This window comes from Streptosporangium sp. NPDC001681 (assembly GCF_040298085.1).
Lineage (GTDB): Bacteria > Actinomycetota > Actinomycetes > Streptosporangiales > Streptosporangiaceae > Streptosporangium.
This window is the reverse complement of record NZ_JBEOZN010000016.1, coordinates 72884-90923: the sequence shown is the minus strand read 5'-3', so window position 1 is coordinate 90923 and position 18040 is coordinate 72884. Positions and strand designations below refer to the sequence as shown.

Sequence of the window (18040 nt, the reverse complement as noted above, 5' to 3'; positions counted from 1 at the left end):
CGACATAAGCTCCAAACAGCCCAAAGAATGACAAATCTAACTAATGAAATCCTTTGGATAGGGGCGATCCAGTGGCCGCCCCCGTCCAGCGCACCCCGCCGCCACCGAGACACGGCGCCCCAGGACGTTCATCATGCGCTACAACCCGGTCACCGCCAGGCTGAGCGACTACCGCAGTCCGCCTACCGCCCAGAACGGGCACAGCGCGCTCATCCGCACGTCGTGCCCAACCTCTGGTCACCGCGTCGGGGATAGCAACTTGGTGGCTTGGTATCCAGGTGGCGGAGGTGGAGGTCAGGTACCAGAGGCGGCGATCACCTCGGAGACCAGGCGCGGCGAGGTGATCAGGCGGCTGTACTCGGGCTGGCGTAGTTCCCCGCCCATGAACGGGTGGGGGTTGCGGTGGACGGCGGGGCTGGGCGCGTCGACCAGGGCGGCGAAGTGGATCTCGGTGGCTCCCGTCGCCTCGACCACGCGGTGCACGTTGCGGGGTGTGATGCCGCCACCGGGCATGACGATCAGGCTGTCGCCTGCCCGCTCGACCAGGGACGCGATGAGTGGCGCGCCCTCCAGGGCGGTGACGTCCTGGCCGGAGGTGAGAACCCGGTCGACGCCCAGGGCGGCGAGGGTGTCCAGGGCGGCGAACGGGTCGGCGGTCATGTCGAAGGCCCGGTGGAAGGTGATCGAGAGGCCCCCGGCCGCATCGATGAGGCGCTTGGCCACCTCGACGTTCACCTCGCCTGACGGCGTCAGCACCCCGATCACCACGCCCTGCGCGCCCGCGTCCCTGACCGTGGCCACGTCGCGCTCCATGGCCGCGACCTCGTACTCGTCGTAGATGAAGTCGCCGCCCCGGGGGCGGATGATCACGTGGACCCGGATCGTCGAGACCGCCGCGAGGGTCGCCTCGACGGTGCCGAGGGTCGGGGTCAGGCCCCCTTCGAAGAGGGCCGAGCACAGCTCGACGCGGTGCGCCTCGGCCTGCTCGGCCGCGAGCGCGCCGGCGGTGCTGTCAATGCAGATTTCATAGGTAAGACTCATTTTTCCTCCAAAGCATGGATTTCACCGACTGGTAGGCCCCCGCCCAGTACCGGAACACTCGTGAAGTCGGCCGCCGGCGCGACGTCCCCGCCGGCCGCCCTGAGCGCGGCCAGCGCGATCGCGCTCGTGGCCCGCGGGCTCCCGTCGATGACCTTGACGGCCGCCGCGTGCCCGGTGGCGAGCGCGACGACGAGAACCCCCTCGGCCCCGCCCTTGGCCACCGCCCCCGGCAGCGCCCGCATCAGCGAGGTGTTCACGTGCCCGGTCCCGCCGACGTACTCGGGGTGCTCGCGCATCGCGTCGGCGACCGCCCGCGGCGCGGTCCCCGGCTCGGCGACGACCAGGGCCCGTACGGCCCGGGCCAGCCCGGTCAGCGACAGCCCGAACAGCGGGGCGCCGCACCCGTCGACGGCGACATGGGCCGCCCTCTCCCCAGACAGCTCCTCGGTCACGGCACGCACCCGCCGCTGCAAGGGATGGTCGGCGTCCAGATAGGAGGCGGTCTCCCAACCGGAGGCGGCGGACGCGGCGAGCATCGCGGCGTGCTTGCCCGAGCAGTTCATCCGCTCGCGCGAGGCCGTCAGGCCCGCCCGGATCAGCATGTGCCGGGTGGCCTCGTCCTCCGGCCAGTCCACGGGGCAGCCGAGGGCCTCGAAGCCGAGCCCGGCCCCGGCGAGTATCTCGGCGACCAGTCGCACGTGGAAGTCCTGACCGGTGTGGCTGCCCGCGGCGATGGCCAGGCCGGGGCCGTGCAGGTCCGCCCCGGACAGCAGGCAGGCCAGCGCCTGGAACGGCTTGGCCGAGGAGCGCGGCAGCACCGGCGCGCCGACCGCTCCCCTGGCGACGGCCACGGTGCCGTCGGGCGCGAGGGCGACGGCACTGCCGAAGTGCACGCTCTCCACGAATCCGGAGCGCACCACCTCCGCGAGCGGGACGAGTTCAGGCACGGGCGGGTCTCCTTCTGAGCCGACGGGCCCCCGGGGTGTCACGGGCGTCGAGGGTACGGGCGAGCTTGGACAGCGACGCGTTGACCACCAGGTAGATCAGCGCGACGACGATGTAGGTCTGAATGAGCAGGCCGTTGTAGGTCGCCAGGACCTTGCCGCTGTAGAGCAGTTCGGCGTAGCTGACCACGAAGCCCAGCGAGGTGTCCTTCAGCAGGCCGACCGACTGGCTGACGATCGAGGGCAGCACCCGCCGGGCCGCCTGCGGCAGCACGATCAGGCGCATGGTCTGGCCCTGGGTGAGCCCGACCGCGAGCCCGGCCTCGCCCTGGCCGCGCTCCACGGACAGCACCCCGGCGCGGAAGATCTCCGCGAACGCCGCGGCGTTCGAGACCGCCAGCGGCACCACGAGTTTCCAGAACAGCGGCAGGTCCAGCCCGTAGCGGGGCAGCGCGAACAGCACGACGTATACCAGCAGCAGCGCCGGGATGGTCCGCACGACCTCCACGTACGCCGCGGCGGGCACGCGTACCCACCTGCGCCGCGACAACCGCCCGAGGGCCAGCGCCAGTCCGGCGGCCATCGCCAGCGCGGCCGAGACGACGGCGGCGAGCGCGGTGGCCCACAGCCCGTTCAGCAGATAGCGCCACATCGGCCAGGTCGCGTACGGCGACCAGCGGTCGGCGTCGAGCTGGCCGTTGGCGGCGAACTGGCGCACCGCCAGCACCAGCAGAGCCAGCACCGCGACCGCCCCCACCACGGTCGCGATCCGTATCCTGCGGCGGGCGCGCGGCCCCGGCTGGTCGAAGAGCAGGTTGCTCACCGGACCACCGCCGGTTCGCCCGAGCCCGCGGCCTGAGCGGCGACCGGCCCGCCGGGGGCCCGGACACTCACCGCTCCGTCGGGAGACAGTACGCTCACCGGACCACCACCAGCCGTCGTTCGAGCCGCCCGGTGACGAACCCGGCGCAGGCGGCGATCAGCGCGTAGGCCAGGCCGGCCCCGACGAAGATCGGGATGGGCTGCGCCTCCGTGAGGTTCACCCGGTTGGCCGCGGCGGTCAGGTCGACCACGCCGACCGCGGCGGCGAGCGAGGTGTTCATCGTCAGCGCGATGAAGATGTTGCCGACCGGCTGGATCACCGTGCGCAGCGCCTGCGGCAGGACCACGTGGCGCAGGGACTGGCCGAAGGTCAGCCCGAGCGCGCGGGCCGCCTCGCCCTGCCCCGCGGAGACCGCGTTGACGCCGGAGCGCAGGGCCTCGGCGATGTAGGCGGCCTCGTAGAGCGCGATGACGATCATGGCCGTCACCAGCAGGTCGGCCTTGAGGCCGATCTCGGGCAGGCCGAAGACGGCGAGCACCAGCAGCACCAGCAGTGGCAGGTTCTGGAAGGTTTCCACGTAGGCCGTGCCGATCCCGCGCAGGACGCCGACCGGGCTGACCCGCATGGCGGTGATCACGAGCCCCACCACCGCGGCGCCGACGAAGGACGCCGCGGTCAGCTGAAGGGTCACGACCAGCCCCTGCCAGAACTCGGGCAGGTGATCCAGGAGGGCGGACATCAGGACCCCGGCACCGATCCGATCTGCGGCGGGGTGGGAGCCTCGCCCTGCACGACCGTGCCGAGAGACTGCTTCCAGGTCTTCTGCCAGAGGCCGTCGGCCTGGATCTTCTTCAGCCAGTCGTTGACGAACTTCTTGAACTGGTCGTCACCGTGCTTGAGGCCGATGCCGTACGGGTCGGTGGTGAACGGGCTGCCGACGACCTGGATCGAGGAGTCCTTCTGCGCGTTGGCGACCAGGAGCGTCTCATCCTGGACGTAGGCGTCGCCGCGTTCCTGCTTGAGGGCCTGCACGCACTCGGGGTCGCTGCCGAACGTCACGATCTTGGCCTGCGGGGCGAGCTTCTTGATCGCCGGGATGGCCGGGGTGTTGGCTCCGGCGATGACGGTCTTGCCGTTCAGGTCCTCGGGCTTGGTGATGCCCGTGGTGCCCTTCCTGACCGCGAGGCTCAGCCCGGAGGAGTAGTACGGTCCGGCGAAGGAGACCTGCTCGGCCCGCTCCGGGGTGATCGTGTAGGTCTGGAAGACGACGTCCACGGTGCCGTTGCCGAGCAGCGCCTCGCGAGTCTCCGAGGCGGAGTTGACGATCTTCACCTTGGGCTCGCCGATGATGTACTTGGCGAGCGCCTTGCCCATGTCCGCGTCGAACCCCTCGACCTCGCCGGTCGTCGGGTTCTGCTGCGACAGCAGTGGCGCGTCGAGCGACCCGCCGACGATCAGCTCGCCGCGCTGCTTGATCTTCTCCATCGTGGAGCCGGGCAGGATGTCCGCGGCGGCCGCGACCGGCGCCGAGGCGATCAGGTCGCCGCCCTTGGCCTCACCTGGTACGGCAGGGCTTCCCGAGTCCGTACCGGCACAGGCCGAGAGGCCGAGCATGGACACAGCGGCGACAGCGGCCAGCCGCTTCATGGACACCATCGGGCCCACCATCCTTTTCGATCGTTTTCGATCAGTGAGTGAGAACTTTGGCCAGGAAGTCCCTGGCCCTGTCTGTCTGAGGAGCCTCGAAGAAGGCGCCGGGCTCGCCCGTCTCGACGATCTGGCCGGCGTCCATGAAGACCACGCGGTCGGCGGCCCTGCGGGCGAAGCCCATCTCGTGGGTGACGACGACCATGGTCATGCCGTCGGCGGCGAGCTGGACCATCACGTCCAGCACCTCACCGACCATCTCCGGGTCGAGTGCGGAGGTGGGCTCGTCGAAGAGCATCACCTTGGGCCGCATGGCCAGCGCGCGGGCGATGGCGGCCCGCTGCTGCTGCCCACCGGACAGCCGCGCTGGCAGCTTTCCCGCCTGCTCGGCGATGCCGACGCGCGCCAGCAGATCCCGCGCCGACGCCTCGGCCTCGGTGCGGGAGTCGCCCCGGACCTTCATCGGCGCGAGCACGATGTTCTCCAGCACGGTCTTGTGCTGGAAGAGGTTGAACGACTGGAACACCATGCCGACGTCGGCCCGGAGCCTGGCCAGTTCCCGGCCCTCCACGGGGGCGGGTACGCCGTCGACGAGGATGTCTCCGGACCCGGCGGGCTCCAGCCGGTTGAGGCAGCGGCACAGCGTGGACTTGCCCGACCCGGAGGGGCCGACCACCACGACGACCTCGCCTCGCGCCACATCAAGGTCGATGTCGCGCAGCACGTGATGATCGCCGAACCACTTGTTCAACCCTTTGACCTGAATCATTGCCATCTTCCTTCGAAATCGAAGACAAAGCGGAAGGTAATAGATGATTCTTATGGAAGTCAACATGTTGCCGTAGTAAGTACAGACGTGGTATTCCTCTAGTCCATGTCAGGCAAAGAGCGGCTGCTGGTGCGGGGAGCGCAGGGCGACCTTCTGCGTCTTGTCGCCACCGGCCACGCCGAGTCGCGTGCCCAGCTGGCCCGCATCTCCGGCCTGGCGGCGTCGAGCGTCTCCCTGCGCGTCGAGGAGCTGATCGACACCGGGCTCCTCGTCGAGGAGGGCTCGGGCGCCTCCAGGGGCGGGCGGCGGCCCCGGCGGCTGCGGGTCAGCCCGACCGCCGGCCTGCTCGCGGTGGCCGACCTCGGGGCGCACCACGCCCGCTTCGGCCTGCTCGACCTCAGCGGCGCCCCCCTCGTCGTCGAGGAGCGCGCCTGCGACATAGCGCTCGGCCCCGAGGCGACCCTCGACTGGATGGCCGCCTCGTTCGACGAGCTGCTGCTGACCCACGGCCCGCCCGGCGCCCCCCTGCGAGGCGTCGGCACCGGCATACCCGGCCCCGTCGACCCCGCCAGCGGCCGGGTGGTGTCTCCCTCGCGCATGCCCGGCTGGCACAACTTCCCCGTCGCCGAGCATCTCGGCGCGCACTACGACCTGCCGGTGCTCGTCGAGAACGACGCCAACCTCCTGGCCGTCGGCGAGGCCCGCTCATGGCCCGGGTGCGACAACCTCATGGTGCTCAAGGCCGGCAGCGGCATAGGGTGCGGCGTGATCGTCGACGGCCGCCTGCACCGGGGCAGGGGTGCGGCCGGCGACATCAGCCACGTCCGGGTCAGGACCGACTCCTCCACCATGTGCTCGTGCGGCCACCCCGACTGCCTGGAGGCCTACGCGAGCGGCGCCGCGCTCATGGGCGCCCTGTCCGAGCTCGGCATCGCGACGCGACGCCCGGGCGACGTCGTCGCCCTGGTCGAGGACGGCGTGCCCGAGGCCACCGCCCTGGTCAGGAACGCGGGCCGCCTCATCGGCGAGGTGCTCACCGTCCTGGTCAACTTCCTCAATCCCGACGCCATCGTCGTCGGCGGCAGCCTCTCCACCGCCGAGCCGCTGATCTCCTCCATCCGCGCCGCCGTCTACGAACGCTGCCTCCCGCTGGCCACCCGCGACCTGGAGATCGCCGTCACCCGTGGCGGCCCCGATGCCGCCCTCCTCGGCGCGGGTTCCCTCCTGCTGGACGCCGTCCTCGGTTGAGGGGCGGAACGGACGGCGCTCCCACTTTCAGCCAGGAGCTTCGGACCGGCAGGGGAGACGGGTCATCGGCGGCCGATCCCGGCCAGCAGGTTCCTGACGAGGGCCTCGGCGAACTCGTCGGTGAGGGGCTGGTCGGGGATGAGGAGGCGGTGGTAGCAGGCGCCCCAGAGCTGGTCGACGACCACCTCGGGGTCGACGTCCTCGCGTAGCTGCCCGCGCTGCTTGGCGCGCTCCAGTGCCTCGACGGCGAGTGCCCTGCGCGGTGCCGAGTAGCGCTCGCGAAGGAGCGCCGACAGCTCGGGGTCGGTCTGGGCGTGGCCGACGAGCTCCGGCATCACGCGCCCGGCCCGGGTGTCGCGCATCAGGTGGACGAAGGCCCGCAGCTGCGCGGTGAGGTCGGCGGCGATGTCGCCGGTGTCGGGGAAGGCCAGGGTGGGGCCGACGGCGTCGAAGTAGCCGTCGAGCGCCAGCGCCCCCTTGGAGGGCCACCACTTGTAGAGCGTCACCCTGCTCGCCCCCGCCAGCGCCGCGACCTTCTCGATGGTGAAGGCGGCCATCCCCTCGGTGAGCAGGAGTTCGCCGGCCGCACGCAGGATCTCACGTCGCACCTCGGCGGCCGGCCGGCGTCCGCGTCCGCGCCGGATGGGTTCGGGGGACTGCGTCACCGGCTACCTCCAGGAAATATATGGACATTGTGTCTACAGTCATGTATATACATAGTGTACACAAATTCCTGGGGGAGTGAACGATCATGAGCAGCACGGCAGCCCGCGTCGCCATCGTCACCGGAGGCTCACGCGGCATCGGACGCCAGGTCGTGGACCGGCTCGTCGCCGACGGATACGCCGTCGTGGTCAACTACGTGAGCAACGACGCCGAGGGGCAGGCCGCGGTCCAGGAGGTCGTCGGCAAGGGCGGCCAGGCACTCGCCGTCCGCGCCGACGTCGGCGACACCGAGGCGGTCGCCGCGCTCTTCGACGTAGCAGAACAGACCTTCGGCGGCGTCGACGTGGTGGTCCACGCCGCCGGGATCATGAACCCGCCCACCCCGCTCGCCGAGCTCGACCTGGACGTGCTGGACCGCATACTGCGCGTCAACGTACGCGGTACCTTCGCCGTCGCCCAGCAGGCCGCACGGCGGCTGCGCCGAGGGGGTGCCCTGATCACCTTCTCCACCTCGGTCATCGGGCTGGCCCTTCCCGGGTACGGCGCCTACGTCGCGTCCAAGGGGGCCGTCGAGGGCCTGACCCTCATCCTGGCCCGCGAACTGCGTGGCAGGGACATCACCGTCAACACCGTCGCCCCCGGGCCCACCGCCACCGACCTCTTCCTGAAGGGCAAGGACGAGGAGACCGTCGCCAGGATGGCCGCCCAGCCGCCACTGGAGCGGCTGGGCCGGCCCGCCGACATCGCCGAGGCCGTGGCCTTCCTGGCGGGCCCCGCCCGCTGGGTCAACGGCCAGGTGCTCCGGGTCAACGGCGGAATCATCTGAACTCGGCATTCGGGCAGCATTCGGATAGAGGAAGGGCCGGTCGACGACGGCGCCGAGGTGGTCAACGCCGTCGGTGACCGGGTTCGCGCCGAGGTCTACCGCAGGATCGGCCTGGAGGACCTGCTCGGCCCCCGCTGGTGCGATGGCGGAATCCCCTCACCGGTCCGAGGTCCTCGCTGCGGAGCCCTGCTGCCGGGCCCGGTGAACGTGAGCCGGTGGGAGAGACGGGGCGGGGGCGCCCGGAACAGGTCAGCGGATCTGCCGCCTGCCGTACATCTTCACCGCGGTCACCACGCCGCCGGCGGCCACCGCGACCTGGAGGCCCAGCTCGATCCAGTCGATTCCCCGGGTGTCGGCCACCCCCAGCACCGTGGCGATGGCGGTGCCGATGAACGCGGCGACGATGCCGATCACGATGGTCAGCCAGATCGGGATGGACTGGCGTCCCGGGACCACCAGACGACCGAGTGCTCCGATCACGATGCCGACGATGAGGGCGGAGATGATGCCGGTCACTGCCATGTCGCACTCCCAAGGGGGACCGCCGGCCGTATCGGCCGAAGACGATGAGTCGATCACCTCGTCCAACGATCCCGCTCCTCCCGTGGTTCCCCCGGCCCGTGACGCGAAGGTGGTGACCGCGTCTTGCGGCCTGCCGCCGTTGAGGAGACGTTCCGGTTCTGGACGCCGGTCGACCAGGACACCTGGACTACGAGAACGGCCGGCACATCTGCCCCGACCGGCTTCCCGTACGGTTCCGGTAGACCGGCACGGCTCCTGAAATCCGGCGGCCCGGTCCACCGCCGAACGGTTCAACCAGCCCACGAAAATCACGAAAGATGGATTTTGGGGTAATCCACGGTGAACCAATCTGTGGCGCGTCGCATCTCAACCTGTGTATTGAGCGGGAAGCGACCCATTTTCCGCAGATCAGAACCACGGGGAGAGAAATGACCGGCTTCAAGAGAATCGGCGGATCGCTCGTGGCCATCGGGGCGGCCATGGCCTTCATTCTTATTCCGGGCACGGCGGCACAGGCGCGGTCCATGGCCACCTGTAAGGCGACCGACGCGGACACCACCTACTGTGAGATCAAAACGTACGGAAACTCGGGCGCGGGGTACGGGAACAAGTCGGGTCAGACGGGTGTGACCCATCTGTGGATCGACTGGAACTCCAAGGGCTCGGTCTCCGGATCCATCTGCGTCACCGACACCTGGGGGAACGGCCGGGGGGTCAAGGTTCGGCTGCAGGGGCACAGGGCCGGCACCTACGGGGACAACGGCTACGTGAGCCTGGGGACTTTCAAGGACACCGGCCGCAACTGTTCTTTTTCTCGCTACAGCGGATTCCACCGCGCGGGAATCACCGATATCAAGGTCACCTACGCCGACACCTGGATCAGCTGTGACTTCTGCACGAAGGGCACGTTGACAGTTCCCAACCCGCGGTATTACGGGTCATCCTGAAACGGGCGGGAGAGCAGGACCCGGCGCACGCACCGATGAGAAAGGAACCCCGGCAACGCGGTGGTTCGCCGATCCTCACCGACGAACATCGGGAATCAGCGAACGGCTGACAGCTCAAACCGGCGGCGGTCAGATCAGGCGGGGGCCCGAGCGGGTGGGGGGACCTCGTCACGGGGGTACGCAGGTGAGGTCGATGACATTCTCACGCCTGGCCCCCCGCTCGAAGGCCGCGGTATAGGCGCGCGTACCGAGTGCATGCCGTACCAGGTGGTCGGCCTCGGCGTGGGCGTCGTGAAACGGTCGCAGCCCGATGAGCGCCACCCCGCTCGTGCGCCGCAACCGGTGTGCGGCGCCGAGCAGTTCGGCGGCGTGGTCGTGCCGGCCGGCGGCGGCGATGGTCCAGGCGAGCGTCTCAAGGCCCCACACGGGCCCCCAGCGGTCGTCGATGTCGTGCTGGCGGCGCAGCGAGTCGCGGAAAAGCGCGGCGGCCCGTACCAGGTCGCCGTGCCGCAACTCCGCGAGACCGAGGCCCCACAGCCCCCAGGAGTAGGCCCAGGCCCCGCCGTGTGCCTCGGCGTCGGCCAGGTAGGCGTCACCGGCGGCGACGGCGGTATCCCGGTCCCCGAGGAAGGCGCAGGCCATGGCCCAGAGCATCGTCGCCATGTGGGCGTCACCGGTCGCGCCGTCCGCCAGGAACCGGTCCCTCGCCTTCGCCAGCAGCGGGATGGACCGCGGATCGCCGTGGATGAGCAGCGCGTGGGCGCCCTCGACGTAGGTGACGGCGGCGGGGGCGTCACCATCGGGGAACCGCGAGGTCAGGCGGCGGCAGCGGGTCAGGAACTCCTCGGCGCCCCGCTTGTCGCCCTGGCAGAGGGCGATCCAGGCGGCCAGGGCCACCGCGCCGATCTGGAGCGGGTCCGGCGGGCGCGGAGAGAGCGCGAGCCCGCGCTCCAGCCAGTGGCGGCCCTCGCCGATGGTGCTGCTGAAGAACCAGAACCGGGTCCGGGTGAGGTTGGCGGTGATCTCCAGCCCGCTCCGGGCCTCGCCGGGCTCGGTGACGCAGAAGTCCAGTGCCGTCCGGAGGTTCGGCAGTTCCTGCCGCAGCCGCGACAACCACTCGACCTCGCGGGGACCGCACCAGTCGGCCGCGGCCCGTGCGACGGTGCTCCGGTAGTGGTCACGGTGGCGTCGCCGCACCGCGGTCTCCTGACCGAGGTCGACCAGACGCTGCCTGCCGTACTGGCGGATGGTCTCCAGCAGGCTGTAACGCGTCCTGCCGCCCCGGGTGCTCACGACCAGGATCGACTTGTGCGCCAGGGCCGCCAGAACGTCGATGACGTCGTGGCGGTCGATGCCCGCACCGGAGCACACCGCCTCGGCCGCCTCCAGGTCGAACCCGCCGGAGAAGACCGACAGCCGTGCCCAGAGCAGCCGCTCGTGCTCGGTGCACAGGTCGTGGCTCCAGCCGACGACGCCTCCCAGAGTCCGGTGATGGCGGGGCGCGTTCCCGGCGTCGTTGTCGGCCAGCAGCCGGAACCGGTCGTCGAGCCGGTCGAGGATCTCCTCTGCCGAGAGCGTCCCCAGCCGGACCGCCGCCAGCTCGATGGCCAGCGGGACACCGTCCAGCCGCCCGCACAACTGCGCGATGACACCGCGGTTGTGTCGCGTGATCCGGAAGTCCGGGGCCGAGGCCGCGGCGCGGTCGGCCAGCAGCGTCACCGCCTCGTAGCGGGTCAGCGGTGGCTCGACGTCCTCACTCACCGGCGTCATGGGCGGTACGGCGAGGGGTGGCACCGGCAGGACGTGCTCGCCCTGAACGCCGAGCCGCTGCCGGCTGGTGGCCAGCACCCGCAGACCGGGCACCGCGCGCAGGAGCACGGTCACCAACGTCGCCGCCGCCCTCACCATGTGCTCGCAGTTGTCCAGCACCAGCAACGTCCTGCTGTCACGCAGATGCTCGATCAGGATGTCCACGCAGGGGCGCGCGGACTGGTCGCGGATTCCGAGAGCCTGCGCCACCGTCCGGTCGAGCAGTTCGGGCTCGGCCAGCGGGGCGAGGTCGGCGACCCACACCCCGTCAGGGAAGGCGGGCGACACCTGTGCGGCCAGCCGCAGCGCCAGCCGGGTCTTGCCCACCCCGCCCACCCCGGTCAGCGTGACCAGGCGGCTGGTCTCCAGTAGCCGCCCGGCGTCGGTGAGCTGCCGTTCCCTGCCCACGAAGGTCGTCATCTCGCTGGGGAGATTGCCGGAGGGGCCCTTGGCGGTGAGTGCGGGATCGTTGTTGAGAATCCGCTGGTGCAGCTCCCGCAGTTCCGCGCCGGGATCGACGCCGAGTTCCTCGGCGAGGATCTCCCTGACGGAGTGGTGGCAGCGCAGGGCCTCGGCCTGGCGTCCCGACCGGTACAGCGCCAGCATCCGCTGTGCCCAGAACCGCTCCCGGAGCGGATGTGCGACGGTCAGCCTTCGCAGCTCGGGGAGCACCTCCTCGTGGCGGTCCAGCGCCAGATCGGCCTCGATGCGGGACTGGAGCGCGTCCAGCCTGCGCTCGGCCAGCACGGGCGCGACATCCCGTCGCAGCGTCTCCGACGGGATGTCCTGTAGCGGTTCCCCGCGCCACGATCGCAGTGCCTCTCCCAGCAGCGCCGACGCCGCCACCATGGAGCCGGCCGCGGCCGCGGCCCTGGCGCGGCTGGTCAGGGTGTCGAAGCGGTGCAGGTCGAGCCGGTCACCGTCCACCCTGAGCAGGTAGCCGCGCGGGCAGGTCAGCAGGGGACCGTCATCCCCGGCGCACCCCAGCAGGTGCCGGCAGCGCAGCACGTAGTTCTGCAGGGTGTTCCTGGCACCGCCGGGCGGGGCCTCTCCCCACAGGTGGTCCATCAGCGTCTCGACGGGGACCGTCTTGTTGGCGTCGAGCAGCAGTGACACGAGCAACGTCCGCAGCTTGGCCGCCCGGATCGGCACGGGAACGCCGTCCCGCAGCACCTCGAACGGCCCCAGAACCCTGAACTCGAAACCTGATCCCGCCGTTTCCACTACCTAATGTAAGCACAATATTTCCCTCTGTGATCAGACGTGCGCGTCAAGTGCGCCCCGGATACGTGGCGAGCGCCTGGTGTGACGACAGGTCCTGAGGGGTGACCGTGAGGTGACCGGCGAGTGAGTGGCCCGCGGCACGGTGTGCGGTGACGGCGGGGCGTACCTGCCCGGCTGATCTTCACACCACAGGAAGGGCACTTCATGTTCAAACGTGTAACCGGGATCGTGGCGGCGGTGATCGCGGCGGCGGTGATGGTCACCGCCGCCCCCGCTCCCGCCGGCGCGGCCTCGTTCTCCCGGGAACTCGCGGCCACGGCGCAGGCCGCGGGCGTCTCGGAGGCGACCGTCTACTCCATGGCGATGTCGCTGGTGAACAGCGATCCGGAGGACGAGTACCGCTTCCCCGACGAGGAGTTCCAGGACGCCCCCCGCTCCTGGAGCGCGGTCGTGGCGTTCGTCAAGAGGTTCTGGCGTCAGATCGTCGACGCGGCCAAGGCCGCCGGTGAGTGGGCGTGGTGGAAGGCGGGCAAGTGCGCCACCGGCGCCGTGACCGAGGTCTGGAACAAGTTCGGCGGAGACCTGAGCGATCCGGAGGCGGTGCTGGCCGTGGCCGTCTACGGCTGCCTGAAGGGCCTGCGCGGCTGATCGCCCCGCCTGCGGGCGGCACTCCCGATCACCGGGTCGGGGGTGCCGCCCGCAGGTCTGAGCTCGGGGTGGCGGACGGCCTCGGGATATCAGGGGTGAGGGTGGTCTGGAGTCGGCGGGTGCGGATGGTCCGGGTGTTCTGGCTGGAACCGTCCCCGCCGTTGATCCGTCTGACACCAAGTGAAGCCCCAGCCTGGTGTGAGACGGTTCATTCTGGCTCTGTCGCTGCTTCTTGCCGGGGCGGGGACCGCCTGCACGTCACAACAACCGCCGGAATGGTCCGCAGAGCTTCCCGAGGAGCCGGCGGCACCTGCCGGCGGCGTGTGGCCGGAAGCGCTCATCACGGTGCCCGGAAAGCTCAAGAACGGCCGCTCGGTGGTTCCCCTCGCGATGCTCGGCAAGGACACGGCTCTCCTGACGACGTCTGAGCATCGTCCGGCACTCCTGAGCTTCAACGTCCGAACAGGACGGCAGACTGTCCTCGCCACGGCGCCGGAGTGGGCCGCCTGCGAGGAGTGTTTTGACATCAAACGCTCGGCTGTCAACGCGGAACAGGTGGCCTTACTGGTTCAGGGCGAGAAGAAACCTGACCCGCGCTACGACGGAGAACGCCACATGGAACTGTGGGTCATGCCCCGAGCGGGTGGCCCCATGAAGATGGTGACCCGACTGCCTGCCAACGGGCAGGACTACTCCAGCGGCTTTCAGATCACTGACGATCTCGCACTCTGGTGGGGGGTCGACGGCGTATGGCATGTCCCCCTTACCGGAGGTGAGCCCAAGCAGGTGCTCCCCGGGCGGGCTCTCCGCGTCACCTCCTGGCCCTGGGCCTACGACATGCAGCGGCAGAGCATCGTCAATCTGGTCACTCACCAGGAGAACAAGGCGCGGCGCCTGGACGATGTCGAGGGGCCGTACTGCGGATCCGTATGGTGTGTCGGACGGGCCGACGCTCCGCCCCGTGAACTCACCAGGACTGTCATACAGCGAGTGGACGGCTCCGGGCGTACGATCGTCCCGGGATTCGCGCTGGGCCTGCTGCCCCCGATCCGAGACCGATTCGTTCTCTTCGGCCTTCCCTCGGCCACCGGAGACAACAGGTTCGGCCCCCCGTTCCAGCTGTACGACCGCTGCACCCGGCGGAAAGCACTCCTCGGCCCCCCTGGCCGTGCCGAGACCGAGGCCGCCCGGGACGAGATCAGGTACGGCGCGGCGACACCCGAAATGTCACTCCTGATCTGGGAGGCCTCTGCCACGCGCTACACCGTCCTGGATCTCTCCCGCATCAGCGATGCACCCTGTGCCAACTGAGGTCGAACAGGAAGGCGGGCCGTACACGGTCCCAGGCGCGCCACCGGGGCCCGGATCTCGACGTGTGGTGTTCGAGCCGCCGAGATCTAGCTCGATATGTGTCGAAATTGTAGTGATCGAGACAGGGTGCCCATCCATAGACATTTCGTACTTCCTGCCCATAACATCAAGCCTTCTTGGGACAGCCTTTACTGTCCCTTGAACCTTGGTTGGGGCCTTTTCCCGCCCCGCACTGATTGTTCGGGAAGGTTTGTCGATGTCTATAACACGCCTGGTGACGGGTCTTGGGGCACCAACCGCCCCCCGTAGCCCGGGGACGGCACGCCGCGGCGCCGCGGCGCTGGGTCTCGCCGCCACCATGACCTTCGCCGGGGTCGCGGCGACCTCGGCCCCCGTCAGCGCGGCCGCCGACCCCTCCGTCGGACCGGTCTTCACGGACGGCATGGCCCAGCCGGTGTTCTCGACGAACCGCAACGACTGGATCCGCGAGGAGGTGTGGGTCGAGACCCCGATCGACAGCGACGGCGACGGACGCAACGACCGGGTGCACGCCGAGGTCACCCGGCTCCGGGAGACGGAGACGGCCGGTTTGAAGTCGCCCGTCGTGTACGAGGTCAGCCCCTACTACGCCGGCGGCAACCCGGTCACGAACCACAACGTCGATCACGAGCTCCACGAGGCACTCCGTCCGGGCAAGGGCTGGATGAACCGCGGTGGTTCGGTGAAGGATCCGGCGACCGACGAGCGGCTGGCCGCCGCCGGCGTGGCAGGCGTGGCCGACGGTGACGAGGCCGTCACGGGCACCGGCCCGCAGCCCGCCATCAGCACCAGTCACGAGTCCAACTGGCTGCCTCGCGGTTTCGCGGTGGTCCATGCCGAGTCGCTGGGCAGTGGTAAGTCCGACGGCTGTCCGACCACCGGTGGGCGCAACGAGACCATCGGCGCGAAAGCGGTCGTCGACTGGTTGAACGGGCGCGCGAAGGCCTACGACGCCACCGGCAGGGAGGTCAATGCCACGTGGACGACCGGCAAGGTCGGCATGATCGGCACGTCGTACAACGGCACCCTGCCCAACGCGGTCGCGAGCACCGGTGTCGAGGGACTCGAGGCCATCGTGCCGATCTCGGCGATCTCGAGCTGGTACGACTACTACCGCGCGAACGGCGCCGTCGTCGCCCCGGGCGGCTACCAGGGTGAGGACGCCGACGTGCTCGCGGAGTACGTCTACACCCGCGCGAACAAGCAGATCTGCCGAAGCGTCATCGAGGAGCTCGCCAAGGCGCAGGACCGGGTCACCGGCGACTACAGCGCCTTCTGGGACGAGCGTAACTACATGAACGACGTCGACAAGGTCCGCGCCGCGACGCTGGTCGCGCACGGGCTCAACGACTGGAACGTCAAGACCAAGCACGCCGCGCAGTGGTACGAGGCGCTCAAGGCGCGCGGGGTGCCGCACAAGATCTATCTGCACCAGGGCGGGCATGGCGGTTCCCCGAGCGTCAACGTGCTCAACCGCTGGTTCACCCGCTACCTGTGGGGCCAGGAGAACGGTGTGGAGAACGACCAGCGGGCGCTGATCCAGCGCGAGGACAGGACGCTGGTGGAATACCCCGAGTGGCCCGAACCGGCCGCGGCCGCCACCGAGCTCAACCTGGCGCCCGGCACGGACGGCACCGCCGGCGTCCTCACCGGCGACAAGACCCGCCTGGGCCAGCCGGTGACCGAGACGATCGTCGACGACGCGTCGAAGCGGGCGCTGACCCTCGCCGACGCCGTGACGTCTCCCAACCGCCTGGCCTACAAGTCGGGGACGCTGACCGGTGCGGTCCGGCTCAGCGGCACGCCGCAGGTATCACTGCGGATGTCCTTCGGCCAGCCGGCCGCGAACGTCACGGCGCTGCTCGTCGACTACGACCAGAACGGTAAGGCGAAGATCATCACCCGGGGCTGGGTGGATCCGCAGAACCGTAAGTCGATCTCGAAGACCGAACCGGTCAAGCCGGGCAGCCCGTACCGCCTCGACTTCGACATGCAGCCGCATGACTACGTGTTCGCGGCGGGACACCGCATCGGCATCGTGCTGCTGTCGAGCGACTACGAGTACACCATCCGGCCCACCCCCGGCGCGACGCTGCACCTCGACACGACGAAGAGCACGGTCATGCTGCCGCTCGTCGGCGGGGCGGCCGCGTTCACCGCGGCGAACAGCTGACCCCGGGTCCCCACCGGCTGAGCGGGCCGCCAGACGGCGGCCCGCTCAGCCGGCGGGCGCCGGAAACCATGGATCAGCCCGCCGAGGCGACCACACCGAACGACCTTTCACCGCCGGATGCTCGGGCCTCATGAGGTGGTGGGCGCGGAGTGCTCGGGGGCGGGGCGGCGGATTGGGGTGAAGAGCGCGGTCGTCGCGATCAGCAGGCAGGCGGTGCCGGCCAGGAGGCAGATCACGGTGACGCCGTAGCCGCCCGCACCCCAGGTCAGGACGGCCGCGCCCACCGGGCCGAGGGAGAAGTGGATCGTCCAGAACGCCGAGGTGACGCGGCCGAGCAGATGGTCCGGGGTCACCTGCTGACGCAGGGACATCGAGCAGATCCCGGCCACGCTGACGCCGCAGAGGTAGACGGCCATCAGGGCGGCGATCACCGGGACACGGCCGGAGAGGCCGACGCCCGCCATGGCGAGCCCGCTGGTCGCGAGGGCGCCGATCCAGGTGACGCCGAAACCGAGCCTGCGGCGGACGGGCGCGACGAGCACGGCTCCGGCGATCGTGCCGGCCGCGGCGACCGCGAGGACCGTGCCGACGGTGCCGTCGGAGTGGCCCAGATCGTGCTTGAGGTGGTAGATCAGGACGTCGGTCATGCCGAGCGTGAAGAAGATGAAGAAGGAGAGCAGGATCGTCAGGGAGCGCAGCACCGGGTGCCGCCAGAGGAACCGGGCACCGGCCAGCAACTCCTGCCAGGGCCGCTGGCGCGGCGGTGCGGGCGCGCCGGCCTCGGGTCGCTTGAACCGGACGAAGTACAGGCTCGCCGCCGACAGCGCGAAGCTCGCCGCGTTGATGGCGATCGCCGCGGTCGGGCCGAACTGCCCGGAGACCACCCCGGCGAGCAGCGGGCCGCCGACACCGGCCGCCGCGGCGGTCGCGTAGAGCCGGCCGTTGGCCTCGGTGATGCGGTCGCCGTCGACCAGGTTGCGCACCGCGGTCACGTAGGTGACCTGGAAGACCATCCCGATCGCCTCGCTGAGCGGCAGCACCACGTACAGCAGCCAGACCTGGGGGCCGAACGCCCAGACGAGCGGGATGAGCCCGTACAGCACCAGGCGGGCGAGGTCGCAGCAGATCAGCAGGGTCCGCCGGTCGAGCCGGTCGGCCAGGATCCCGGCGAAGATCCCGGCACCGACCGACGCGGCACCGGCCACGCCCGTCAGCAGGCCCATCTGCGCGACAGACCCGGTCACGTTCAGCACCAGCAACGGGATGGCGATGTAGGCGAACGAGTCCCCGGCGACGGAGAGCGTCTGGGAGACCCAGAAGACGTTGAAGTTCCGGTCCCGCCACAGCGGGCGCGCGTTCTCTGCTTCCTCAGGTCTCGGCACCAGGGGACTATCCCTCAGCTT

General features: G+C 70.0%; 16 protein-coding genes. 6 read left to right on the top strand and 10 right to left on the bottom strand.

What is annotated here, in order from left to right; all coding sequences use genetic code 11:
- Window positions 1–294 precede the first annotated feature (294 nt).
- From ABT130_RS10615 to ABT130_RS10590, 6 genes are all read right to left on the bottom strand, one after another.
- Window positions 295–1041 (bottom strand): copper homeostasis protein CutC, encoded by a 747-nt coding sequence (locus ABT130_RS10615; RefSeq protein WP_350954567.1) that lies wholly within the window; start codon window positions 1039–1041, stop codon window positions 295–297.
- Window positions 1038–1988, bottom strand: coding sequence for an asparaginase (locus tag ABT130_RS10610; protein WP_350954565.1), 951 nt, complete (start codon window positions 1986–1988; stop codon window positions 1038–1040). Before ABT130_RS10610 ends, ABT130_RS10615 begins: the two co-directional genes overlap by 4 nt.
- A complete protein-coding gene (locus ABT130_RS10605; RefSeq protein WP_350918809.1) occupies window positions 1981–2808 on the bottom strand; it encodes an amino acid ABC transporter permease in 828 nt (275 codons plus the stop codon). Before ABT130_RS10605 ends, ABT130_RS10610 begins: the two co-directional genes overlap by 8 nt.
- A gap of 94 nt (window positions 2809–2902) precedes the next feature.
- Complete coding sequence (locus ABT130_RS10600) at window positions 2903–3547, bottom strand: amino acid ABC transporter permease (RefSeq protein ID WP_350954563.1); 645 nt, start codon at window positions 3545–3547, stop codon at window positions 2903–2905.
- Window positions 3547–4464, bottom strand: a complete 918-nt coding sequence (locus tag ABT130_RS10595; protein WP_350918815.1) for a glutamate ABC transporter substrate-binding protein — start codon at window positions 4462–4464, stop codon at window positions 3547–3549. The genes ABT130_RS10600 and ABT130_RS10595 overlap by 1 nt, the downstream gene beginning before the upstream one ends.
- A gap of 31 nt (window positions 4465–4495) precedes the next feature.
- The gene (locus tag ABT130_RS10590) at window positions 4496–5224 is read right to left on the bottom strand and encodes an amino acid ABC transporter ATP-binding protein (RefSeq protein WP_350954560.1); all 729 of its coding nucleotides are present in this window, start codon (window positions 5222–5224) and stop codon (window positions 4496–4498) included.
- A 105-nt stretch (window positions 5225–5329) separates the two neighbouring features.
- Between ABT130_RS10590 and ABT130_RS10585 the strand changes: the two genes are divergently transcribed.
- Complete coding sequence (locus tag ABT130_RS10585) at window positions 5330–6472, top strand: ROK family protein (RefSeq protein WP_350954557.1); 1143 nt, start codon at window positions 5330–5332, stop codon at window positions 6470–6472.
- Window positions 6473–6534: 62 nt separating this feature from the next.
- Here the strand turns inward: ABT130_RS10585 and ABT130_RS10580 are convergent, their stop codons facing one another.
- Window positions 6535–7137 carry a TetR/AcrR family transcriptional regulator gene (locus ABT130_RS10580; RefSeq protein WP_350918823.1) on the bottom strand — a complete coding sequence of 201 codons (603 nt, stop codon included), beginning with the start codon at window positions 7135–7137 and terminating at the stop codon, window positions 6535–6537.
- Window positions 7138–7223: 86 nt separating this feature from the next.
- Here ABT130_RS10580 and ABT130_RS10575 point away from each other — a divergent pair, with 86 nt between their 5' ends.
- Entirely contained in the window at window positions 7224–7964 is a 741-nt protein-coding gene (locus tag ABT130_RS10575) for an SDR family oxidoreductase (RefSeq protein ID WP_350918826.1), read from the top strand.
- Between the two features lie 249 nt (window positions 7965–8213).
- Here ABT130_RS10575 and ABT130_RS10570 read toward each other — a convergent pair whose 3' ends face one another.
- Window positions 8214–8486: a GlsB/YeaQ/YmgE family stress response membrane protein gene (locus tag ABT130_RS10570; RefSeq protein ID WP_350954554.1), complete on the bottom strand. Its 273-nt coding sequence runs from the start codon at window positions 8484–8486 to the stop codon at window positions 8214–8216.
- A 317-nt stretch (window positions 8487–8803) separates the two neighbouring features.
- Between ABT130_RS10570 and ABT130_RS10565 the strand changes: the two genes are divergently transcribed.
- Window positions 8804–9433 carry a hypothetical protein gene (locus ABT130_RS10565; protein ID WP_350954551.1) on the top strand — a complete coding sequence of 210 codons (630 nt, stop codon included), beginning with the start codon at window positions 8804–8806 and terminating at the stop codon, window positions 9431–9433.
- A gap of 168 nt (window positions 9434–9601) precedes the next feature.
- Here ABT130_RS10565 and ABT130_RS10560 read toward each other — a convergent pair whose 3' ends face one another.
- Window positions 9602–12466, bottom strand: coding sequence for an AfsR/SARP family transcriptional regulator (locus ABT130_RS10560; protein ID WP_350954548.1), 2865 nt, complete (start codon window positions 12464–12466; stop codon window positions 9602–9604).
- 204 nt (window positions 12467–12670) lie between these two features.
- Between ABT130_RS10560 and ABT130_RS10555 the strand changes: the two genes are divergently transcribed.
- From ABT130_RS10555 to ABT130_RS10545, 3 genes are all read left to right on the top strand, one after another.
- Window positions 12671–13114: a hypothetical protein gene (locus ABT130_RS10555; protein WP_350918835.1), complete on the top strand. Its 444-nt coding sequence runs from the start codon at window positions 12671–12673 to the stop codon at window positions 13112–13114.
- A 198-nt stretch (window positions 13115–13312) separates the two neighbouring features.
- Window positions 13313–14425, top strand: a complete 1113-nt coding sequence (locus ABT130_RS10550; RefSeq protein WP_350954545.1) for a hypothetical protein — start codon at window positions 13313–13315, stop codon at window positions 14423–14425.
- Between the two features lie 256 nt (window positions 14426–14681).
- A complete protein-coding gene (locus ABT130_RS10545) occupies window positions 14682–16637 on the top strand; it encodes a Xaa-Pro dipeptidyl-peptidase (RefSeq protein ID WP_350954542.1) in 1956 nt (651 codons plus the stop codon).
- A gap of 128 nt (window positions 16638–16765) precedes the next feature.
- On the opposite strand, the gene ABT130_RS10540 is transcribed toward ABT130_RS10545, so the two are convergent.
- On the bottom strand, window positions 16766–18019 hold the full coding sequence (locus ABT130_RS10540) for an MFS transporter (RefSeq protein WP_350954539.1): 1254 nt from the start codon (window positions 18017–18019) through the stop codon (window positions 16766–16768).
- Window positions 18020–18040 lie beyond the last annotated feature (21 nt).

What these genes read in the sequence shown, in the direction of transcription:
- ABT130_RS10615 (WP_350954567.1), bottom strand. Translation starts at nt 1,041, where the DNA reads ATGAGTCTTACCTATGAAATCTGCATTGACAGCACCGCCGGCGCGCTC.
- ABT130_RS10600 (WP_350954563.1), bottom strand. Translation starts at nt 3,547, where the DNA reads ATGTCCGCCCTCCTGGATCACCTGCCCGAGTTCTGGCAGGGGCTGGTC.
- ABT130_RS10595 (WP_350918815.1), bottom strand. Translation starts at nt 4,464, where the DNA reads ATGGTGTCCATGAAGCGGCTGGCCGCTGTCGCCGCTGTGTCCATGCTC.
- ABT130_RS10590 (WP_350954560.1), bottom strand. Translation starts at nt 5,224, where the DNA reads ATGATTCAGGTCAAAGGGTTGAACAAGTGGTTCGGCGATCATCACGTG.
- ABT130_RS10585 (WP_350954557.1), top strand. Translation starts at nt 5,330, where the DNA reads ATGTCAGGCAAAGAGCGGCTGCTGGTGCGGGGAGCGCAGGGCGACCTT.
- ABT130_RS10575 (WP_350918826.1), top strand. Translation starts at nt 7,224, where the DNA reads ATGAGCAGCACGGCAGCCCGCGTCGCCATCGTCACCGGAGGCTCACGC.
- ABT130_RS10570 (WP_350954554.1), bottom strand. Translation starts at nt 8,486, where the DNA reads ATGGCAGTGACCGGCATCATCTCCGCCCTCATCGTCGGCATCGTGATC.
- ABT130_RS10565 (WP_350954551.1), top strand. Translation starts at nt 8,804, where the DNA reads ATGGATTTTGGGGTAATCCACGGTGAACCAATCTGTGGCGCGTCGCAT.
- ABT130_RS10555 (WP_350918835.1), top strand. Translation starts at nt 12,671, where the DNA reads ATGTTCAAACGTGTAACCGGGATCGTGGCGGCGGTGATCGCGGCGGCG.
- ABT130_RS10545 (WP_350954542.1), top strand. Translation starts at nt 14,682, where the DNA reads ATGTCTATAACACGCCTGGTGACGGGTCTTGGGGCACCAACCGCCCCC.